Origin of the sequence: Tissierella pigra, from assembly GCF_009695605.1 — a bacterium.
In the GTDB taxonomy this organism is placed as follows: Bacteria; Bacillota; Clostridia; order Tissierellales; family Tissierellaceae; genus Tissierella; species Tissierella pigra.
Genome location: NZ_VUNQ01000050.1, coordinates 20,538 through 28,948, shown reverse-complemented (window position 1 = coordinate 28,948; position 8,411 = coordinate 20,538). Strand labels below are relative to the sequence as shown.

Annotated in this window: 8 protein-coding genes; all 8 read left to right on the top strand. The window is 32.7% G+C overall.

Translation table 11 applies throughout. From position 1 onward, the window contains the following. Positions 1-135: 135 nt before the first annotated feature. The 8 genes from FYJ83_RS16375 to FYJ83_RS16340 all read left to right on the top strand — a co-directional run bounded on the left by FYJ83_RS16375 (position 136) and on the right by FYJ83_RS16340 (position 8,401). Positions 136-366 carry a carbohydrate kinase family protein gene (locus tag FYJ83_RS16375; RefSeq protein WP_154442379.1) on the top strand — a complete coding sequence of 77 codons (231 nt, stop codon included), beginning with the start codon at positions 136-138 and terminating at the stop codon, positions 364-366. Positions 367-1,191: 825 nt separating this feature from the next. Further along, positions 1,192-2,271: a methionine ABC transporter ATP-binding protein gene (locus tag FYJ83_RS16370; protein WP_229768625.1), complete on the top strand. Its 1,080-nt coding sequence runs from the start codon at positions 1,192-1,194 to the stop codon at positions 2,269-2,271. Continuing rightward, positions 2,259-2,921 carry a methionine ABC transporter permease gene (locus FYJ83_RS16365; RefSeq protein WP_229768624.1) on the top strand — a complete coding sequence of 221 codons (663 nt, stop codon included), beginning with the start codon at positions 2,259-2,261 and terminating at the stop codon, positions 2,919-2,921. The genes FYJ83_RS16370 and FYJ83_RS16365 overlap by 13 nt, the downstream gene beginning before the upstream one ends. Positions 2,922-2,934: 13 nt before the next feature. Then, complete coding sequence (locus FYJ83_RS16360) at positions 2,935-3,750, top strand: MetQ/NlpA family ABC transporter substrate-binding protein (protein WP_154442375.1); 816 nt, start codon at positions 2,935-2,937, stop codon at positions 3,748-3,750. 180 nt (positions 3,751-3,930) lie between these two features. Continuing rightward, positions 3,931-4,575, top strand: a complete 645-nt coding sequence (locus tag FYJ83_RS16355) for a corrinoid protein (protein ID WP_154442373.1) — start codon at positions 3,931-3,933, stop codon at positions 4,573-4,575. 18 nt (positions 4,576-4,593) lie between these two features. Further along, positions 4,594-5,667, top strand: coding sequence for a uroporphyrinogen decarboxylase family protein (locus tag FYJ83_RS16350; RefSeq protein WP_154442371.1), 1,074 nt, complete (start codon positions 4,594-4,596; stop codon positions 5,665-5,667). A gap of 11 nt (positions 5,668-5,678) precedes the next feature. Then, positions 5,679-6,677: a uroporphyrinogen decarboxylase family protein gene (locus tag FYJ83_RS16345; protein ID WP_154442369.1), complete on the top strand. Its 999-nt coding sequence runs from the start codon at positions 5,679-5,681 to the stop codon at positions 6,675-6,677. Next, a complete protein-coding gene (locus FYJ83_RS16340) occupies positions 6,677-8,401 on the top strand; it encodes an ASKHA domain-containing protein (protein WP_154442367.1) in 1,725 nt (574 codons plus the stop codon). The genes FYJ83_RS16345 and FYJ83_RS16340 overlap by 1 nt, the downstream gene beginning before the upstream one ends. Positions 8,402-8,411 lie beyond the last annotated feature (10 nt).

Sequence of the window (8,411 nt, the reverse complement as noted above, 5' to 3'; positions counted from 1 at the left end):
CTTTTATTAAGTGAGGATTAAAATAGACATTTCATGTAAAATAAAATTATTTTGCTTAAAATGATCTACTAAAATAATAAAAAATTAATCAGAAGTATTGAAAAATACTACTTGATTTAAAGAGGTGGATATTGAATGGAACAAAAGAAGAAAGTGCTTTCCCTTGGCACAGTGGCTATGGATGTTATATTAGAAACAAGAGAATTACCAAAGGAAGATGGATTTGGTTTTATAGATTCTGAAAGACTTGTACCTGGAGGCAGTGCTGCTAACCTTTCAGTAGCATTGGCTCGTTATGGTATAGACACTTATCAAACTGGGAAAATTGGGGACGATAAATATGGAGATGAATTCCGAAGGGGTTAGAAGGAATTAATATATTTTCGGTCTGTATTTATCTCGTTCATCCATAAGAAGTAATCTCTATTGCTGGAGACAAAGGGGGTATTATGACTAGATTCTAAAGAATTTATTCTGAATAGAAATTTACCCCATAAACAACACTTATGCTAACATTTCTAATCCGGTTATATTTCTATATCCTATTGGTATCACATATCTTTACGTGATTATACCAGTAAATATATGGTGTTAACTATAATTCCAAGTCCTTAAGGCTTATAAACCTATTTTGATATATGAATCTATAATTACTCCTGCTTTTACGAAAGGTACTCCACAATATGTCTTTCTATCTTAAATTATTCATAAGATTAGCCTATAGTTGGTGGAATGTACCATACTTATCACTTAGGATATTGTACATGTGATTTCCCTGCTTATAAATTTAAACTATTTGATTCTTAAAGTTCTTATCATATTGTTTTCTAGATAGTTTCTTTTCTCCCTACGATTATTATATCATGTTTGGATAGATTGCTACATGTAGTGTAACCTATTCAAATTTTAAAAAAAGATCTAAAGGTTTTAAATCTTCTTAGTTAAACATAGAACTATAAATGGATTTTTATTTTAAGTTACTTGATATTTACAATTATATGTTAAAAAAACAGACTTGTTATTAATTATTTATTCCTATTGTTCCATATAGAGAAATCCTAGTAATAATAAATTAGTAGGCTTGAAGTCATATTACATTTATTATAAGAATAAATTATAATTGAATTTTAAGTATAATAAATATTAATTGGAACAAAATTGTCAAATAATATATACTATTATTCGTTAATAATGCAGATAATCAAGATCAAGTTGGTTAAAATTAGTTATAAGCTGTGGACAGGAAAAGGAAGTGAAAGTTTGATTATAGTTAAAGACTTAAAAAAAAGATATAATGATTTTGCCGTACTTCATGGAATAAACCTTAATATTAGTAAGGGAGATATTTATGGTTTAGTAGGAAGAAGTGGCGCAGGAAAATCTACACTTTTACGATGCATAAATGGATTGGAAAGTTATGATGAAGGCAAGTTAATTGTTAATGGAATGGAGATGTCTAGCTATAATAGGGAAGGCTTAAGGGAGGCTCGTAAGGAAATAGGAATGATATTTCAAAATTTTTCATTACTTGAAAGAAAAACTGTTTATGATAATGTTGCTTTACCTATGGTCTGTTGGAAATATCCAAATTCAGAAATAGATAAGCGAGTGAATGAATTATTAGAGTTAGTTGGTATTCTAGATAAAAGAAATAAAAGACCAAGAAATCTTAGCGGTGGACAAAAACAAAGAGTTGCCATAGCTAGGGCGTTAGCATTAAATCCTAAAATCTTATTATGTGATGAAGCTACCTCAGCTTTAGACCCAAAAACTACTAAATCCATTCTTGCGTTATTAAGAGAAATTAATGAAAAACTTGGAATAACCATTATAATAGTTACCCATCAAATTGAAGTAGTGAAACAAATTTGTAATAAAGCTTGTATATTGGAAAATGGGAAAATAGTTGAGGAAGGATCTGTAGAAGAAATTTTTTTTAGACAATCTCCAGCAATGAAAAGATTTTTAGGTGAAGAGGAGGAGATTAATTATTCCATAGGTAAAAGTATACAGATTTTTATTTCCGAGGATTTAAACAACAATGCTATTTTTACACAAATGGCATTGGATTTAAATATAACTTTTTCAATTGTAGGAGGTAGAATGGAGCGATATGGCAACAAGAATTTGGGTTTTTTTGTCATTAGTCTTAAAGATGATCAATACCCGAGGGTGATAAAGTATTTAGATAGTAAAAGTATAGTTTGGAGAGATATGATGACAAATATTGATTTTATAGGTAAAAAAGGTGAGTTAAAATGCGAGATATGAATTTAATAGAGATATTATATAAATTAATACTACCTGCTTTATTTGATACAATGAAAATGCTACTTATTTCTACTATTCTATCTTTGATATTTGGTTGCATAGTTGCAATCGTGTTAATAGCTACTGAAGAGAATGGATTAAGGCCTAATTCTTGTGTTCATAAGGTGTTAGATGTTATCGTAAATATTATTCGTTCTTTTCCCTTTATCATATTAATAGTGGCTATTATACCATTTACACGTTTTTTTGTAGGAACATCTATAGGAATAAAGGGAGCTATTGTACCTTTAACAATTGCTTCAACCCCCTTTATGGCGAGGGTTATCGAGGGAAGTTTAAAAGAAGTAGATAAATCTTTAATTGAGGCAGCAAAATCCTTCGGGGCTTCTGATATGCAAATTATATTTAAAGTTATGTTTATTGAAGCGATTCCATCAATTATTTCGGGAATATGCTTGGGGATTGTAAGCCTTTTGGGAGCTACTGCTATGGCTGGTGCAGTAGGGGCAGGAGGATTAGGTGCTGTTGCAATAACTTATGGGCATCAAAGCTTTAATGATAAAGTGATGTATTCTGTTGTAGTGGTCTTGATAATACTGGTTCAATGCATACAAGTTATGGGAAATTTTTTATATAATAAGCTAAAATAGGAGGTAATGCCAATTGAAAAGAGAACTGTTTAAAATCATAATTTTAATAATTTTAGTATTTGCTTTAGCAGGATGTTCTTCTAATGAAAAACAAGCTGATTTAGATCAGGTCCCAACTATTAAAATAGGAACCACAGCAACTGTAGTTGAAGAGGTAGAAGCTGCGAGGAAGGGACTAAAGGATTTGGGATATGATATGGAAATTGTTATGTTTGATGATCCTATATCCCTTAATATAGGACTTGTAGAAGGTGAAATAGATGCCAACTTTTTACAACATAGACCATATCTAGACAATTTTAATAAGGAAAAAGGAACTAACCTTTACATGCTAGAAGATTTAGTACATGCTCCAGTTTTTGCATTATTTTCAGAAAAACACTCTTCAGTAGAAGATGTACCCGATAAAGCTAAGATTGCTATTTCTACAGATGCCACTAATAAAGCTAGGGCCTTATTAATGTTAGAGGAATTAGGATTTATAAAAGTGAAAGAGGGAATAGAATTTCCCACAGTATTTGATATAACAGAATATATTAAAAATGTTGAATTTGTAGAAGTAGATTTAATGCAATTAACTACAGTACTTCCAGATGTAGATGCCTCTTGCATGGCTGTTTCCTTAATGGTTGCAGCAGGAAAAGATACAAATTTAGCTATTGCGACATCAGGATTAGATGATTTACAAATGTTTGGTGCGGGTCTTACAGTAAGAATTGAGGATAAAGACAAGAAATGGGTTCAAGATTTAAATGAATCATTCCATACTGATGAAATGAGAGAAGAAATAAAAAGAATATTCAAAGGTAGCTTTATACCTATGTTTTAAAACAGAATGATATTAGAGAGGAATTTACATCTCTAATATCATTCTGTTTTAAACATTTGTATGCATTATTACACTACCCTATAATGGGTGGATTTAGTATAGATAATCTCTATTAGAATACCATTGTCAATTAATATACAATAATAATTAATAAGTCTAGCAAATTAAGGAGGTTAAAGGATGAACAAAGAAAAATTATTTGGAGAAATAAGCGAAGCCGTAGTGGACATGGAAGATGAATTAGTAGAGGAACTTTGCAATAAATCGCTGGAGCTCTCTATTCCCGCTGATGAGACTATTTCAAAGGGATTGGTAAATGGCATGGATAAGGTTGGACAACTTTATGAGGAGCAAGAATACTTCTTGCCAGAGGTGCTTACCTGTTCAGATACACTAAACATAGGATTAGATATATTGAAACCTCATATAAAGGCAGAAGCTACAGACAATTCTATTAAGGTAGTTATAGGAGTTGTAGAAGGAGATACCCATGATATAGGAAAGAATTTGGTTAAGATAATGACAGAATCCGCAGGTATTGAGGTATATGACTTAGGTAGAGACGTTCCATTAAATAATTTTATTCTAGTGGCAGAAGAAGTGGGAGCAGACTTTATCTGTATGTCAACCTTGATGACAACTACTATGATGGGAATGAAAACTGTAATAGATACCTTAAAGGAAAAAAATATAAGGGATAAGTATAAGGTAATGATAGGTGGAGGGCCTATATCTCAGAGATTTGCAGATGAAATTGGAGCAGATGCATATACTGCAGATGCAAATGAAGCAGTAAAGAGAATGAAATCAATGATAGCTAATTAATTGATTGGAGGGATAAAGTTGAAAAAGGACCAAATGACTCCAAAGGAAAGAATGACAGCCTTTTCTCAAGGACTTGAAATAGATCGTATACCGTGCAATCCACATATGGGGGTAACTATGGCACCATTTATAGGTATCACCCTAAAAGAATATTATCATTCAGCAGAGAGAATGGCAGAGTTAGAGATAGAATTGTTTAAACGATTAAGACATGATGGTGTAAGTGTCTCAGCTACTTTAAGGGGAGTTGCTGAGGCTATGGGTTCAAAGATGTATTATCCTGATGATAATATTTCACTTATGGATGCACCTGCCATAAAAAATGTAGATGAAATAGAAAGTTTAAAACCTTCCGACCCTGAAAAGGATGGAAAACTACCTTTAGTTCTCAAGGCAGTACAGATTATAAAAGATAAGATAGGACATGAGGTAAATGTTGGAGCAGGATTGGCTGGACCTTTTAGTACTGCTGCTTCGGTGGTTGGTACGGAAAATCTATTAAAATGGATGCTAAAATATCCAAATAAGGTTCATACATTAATGGAGATAGTAACTGAATCTAATAATAGATTTATAGAAAAGGCTGCAGAACTAGGTATAGGAGTAGGATTATCAGATCCTGTTTCATCCACAAGTCTAATAAGTGTTAAACAATTTAATGAATTTTCCGCACCTTATATTAAGAAAAATGTGGATAAGATGAAATCCTTGACAGGACGTAGCCTTTCAATTCATATTTGTGGTAAAAGTAAAGGTATTTGGGAGTCTGTTATGGATACGGGGATTTCAAGCTTTAGCATAGATAATGTAGAAAATCTTCAAGATGCTAAGGAAATAATGGGAGATAGAATTACAATATCAGGAAATATTCCACCAGTTGATGTAATACAAAAAGGTACCAGGGAAGATGTACTTAGAGCGGCCAAAGAATGTATTAGAAAGACCTATGGAACTAAAAAGGGATATATACTTAGTTCTGGATGTCAGATTCCTAAGGATTCGCCAATGGAAAATATTGATGCATTAATGGATGCAGCTAGAATATATGGTAGCTACCCTATTAATGAAGAACTACTATTTAGTGAAGAATAGGAGAAAATATAATGAATGAAAAAGAGAGATTGCTAAAAGTCCTTAGGGGTGAGAAGGTAGATAGACCTCCTGTGATATGTCCTGGAGGCATGATGAATGCAGGAGTTACAGAACTCTTAGGAGAGATAAGCGATAATCATAATACTGACTTAGATGCTATGGTGGCTACTGCTATTAAGGTGAGAGAAATCATAGGATTTGAAAACTATGGGGTGCCTTTTTGTATGACTTGCGAATCAGAACCTTTTGGCGTAGTCATTAGTGAAGGTGATAAAAACAACGAGCCAAGGATACTCAAATATAATGATTCTAACTTGGAAGAGATTATGGACAACTTCAATCCCAAATTATCCATAAATTCAAGGGCGCAGACTGTAATCAAAGCAATTGAAAGGCTAAGGAATGATGAGATTCCTGTAATTGGAAATATTACAGGACCAATAAGCACATCCACTTCAATTGTAGACCCTCTCAAACTGTTTAAAATGTTAAGAAAGGAACCTGATAAGGCATATAGATTTATTGAATATGTAAATAATTATCTAATAGAATACGCAATAAAAATGGTAGGAGCAGGTGCTGATCTTATTGCCATGTCGGACCCTACAGCAACAGGTGAAATATTAGGTAAGAAAAACTTTGATAAATTTGCAATGCCTATGTATATTAAGTTTCTAAAGGCTATGAAAGAGACAGATACTCCTGTAATCATTCATATATGTGGTGATGCAAAGACAATAATTGATAGTTTAAACTCTTTAGATGTAGAAGCACTTAGCTTTGATTCTATAGTAAATATGAGATTTGCCAAATCAAAACTTAGTACGAGACTCATGGGAAATGTAAGTACATTACTTATACAAAATGGGCCCGTAGACAAGATTATTTCAATTACAAAGAATGCAATGGATTCTAAGGTAGATATTGTATCTCCAGCCTGTGGCTTAGGTATGTCTACTCCAATAGAAAACCTTAGAGCTATGACAGACTATGTGAAAGGAAGTATATAATGGCCATAGTAAAATTCATCAGAGAAAATATAAGTATTGAAGTGGAGGAAGGTACAATTTTACTAGACGTCATTAGGGAAGCTAAGCTAAGGGTTGAAACTCCATGTAATGGCATGGGGTCTTGTGGTAAGTGTAAGGTCATAGCAAGGGGACAATTATCTGAACCTAGTGATAGAGAAAGAACAGTCATTGACGAGAATAAATTTGAAAGATTGTCCTGTATGGCAAAGATATTTGGGGAAGTAGAAGTGGAGCTTATGGAAAATGAAAAAGCTTTAAAGACTATTAACAAAGGCTTTAGTATTCATGTTCCAGTAGATAGCCCTGTTAAAATTAAAGAACTTCCTAAGATAAATAGGCATAGTTCTATTCCATACGCAAACTATTTAGGATATGAACTTAATTCAGTAGAACTATATAAAAAAATTAACATACTGGAAAAAAACAACTCTGAGGAGTTGTGGGGTGTAGTATTTGAGGGTAAATTATTAGATATAAAGAGCCATAAAAACAATATTCTAGGAATTGGAATCGACATTGGAACTACGGGTATTTCTTATTATTTAATAGATTTATCTAGCGGAGAAATAATAGACAAACTATCATCCTTAAATCCTCAAACCCAATATGGGGGAGATGTGCTAACGAGAATTACATATTGTATGGAGAATCCATTAGGAGCTATTAAGCTTCAGGAATTGATAGTAGATGAAATGAATAACTCAATAAAAGCCTTAATAGGGAATATCTATAATATAGATGATATATATCATATTACAATTGCTGCCAATACTACTATGCTTCATCTCCTACTTGGAGTTGATCCAACTTTATTAGCTAAGGCTCCCTATAGGTCAATATTTTTAAATCCAAAGGATTTTAAAGCAAGAGATATATCTATTAAGACCAATGATGAAGCCATACTTAGCATAGTTCCATCGGCTTCATCCTATGTAGGGGGAGATATAGTATCTGGTATTATGGCATCAGGTTTTAAAAATAATGAGAAAGCTGTATTTATAGATATTGGTACCAATGGCGAAATGGCAGTTTTAAAAGATGGAATGATAATAGCCACATCTACTGCGGCAGGTCCTGCCCTGGAGGGGATGAATATAGAATGTGGCTGTCGTGCACAAAAGGGAGCAATTGAAACCTTTGATATAGATGAGGAATTTAACATTAGCTATACTACAATAGAAGATGATAGACCTTTAGGAATTTGTGGAAGTGGGCTTATTGACATAGTAGGAGCCTTAGTGAAAAGAAATATCCTTTTAAAAACTGGAAGATGGAACAAGGATTTAGACTCTAAACTCGAAGATAGATTAGTAGATAAGAAATTTTATATAACAGAAGATATATATATCTCTCAAAAGGATATAAGACAGATTCAACTGGCAAAGGGAGCCATAGCCACTGGTGTAATTCTAATGCTGGAGGAAATAGGTTTAAGTATAAAAGAAATATCACAGATATATATTGCAGGTGCATTTGGATACCATGTTAGTTCCTCTAATATGAAAATAATAGGGCTTATTCCCAAGGGATTTAAAGGAGATATAAGCTTTTTAGGGAACACTTCCTTAGAAGGAGCTAGGTTGGCATTAATTAATAAAGGATGCTTTAAAGAGGTATATAAAATTAGTGAAAACATAGAAGTGCTGGAATTATCTCTTAGAGAAAATTTCCAGGATGTTTTTGTATCTCAATTAAATTTCTAGAAAAGGTGAG

Excerpts from the sequence above, each read along its gene's own strand:
- FYJ83_RS16355 (WP_154442373.1), top strand. The coding sequence starts at position 3,931 with ATGAACAAAGAAAAATTATTTGGAGAAATAAGCGAAGCCGTAGTGGAC.
- FYJ83_RS16340 (WP_154442367.1), top strand. The coding sequence starts at position 6,677 with ATGGCCATAGTAAAATTCATCAGAGAAAATATAAGTATTGAAGTGGAG.
- FYJ83_RS16365 (WP_229768624.1), top strand. The coding sequence starts at position 2,259 with ATGCGAGATATGAATTTAATAGAGATATTATATAAATTAATACTACCT.
- FYJ83_RS16370 (WP_229768625.1), top strand. The coding sequence starts at position 1,192 with ATGCAGATAATCAAGATCAAGTTGGTTAAAATTAGTTATAAGCTGTGG.
- FYJ83_RS16375 (WP_154442379.1), top strand. The coding sequence starts at position 136 with ATGGAACAAAAGAAGAAAGTGCTTTCCCTTGGCACAGTGGCTATGGAT.
- FYJ83_RS16345 (WP_154442369.1), top strand. The coding sequence starts at position 5,679 with ATGAATGAAAAAGAGAGATTGCTAAAAGTCCTTAGGGGTGAGAAGGTA.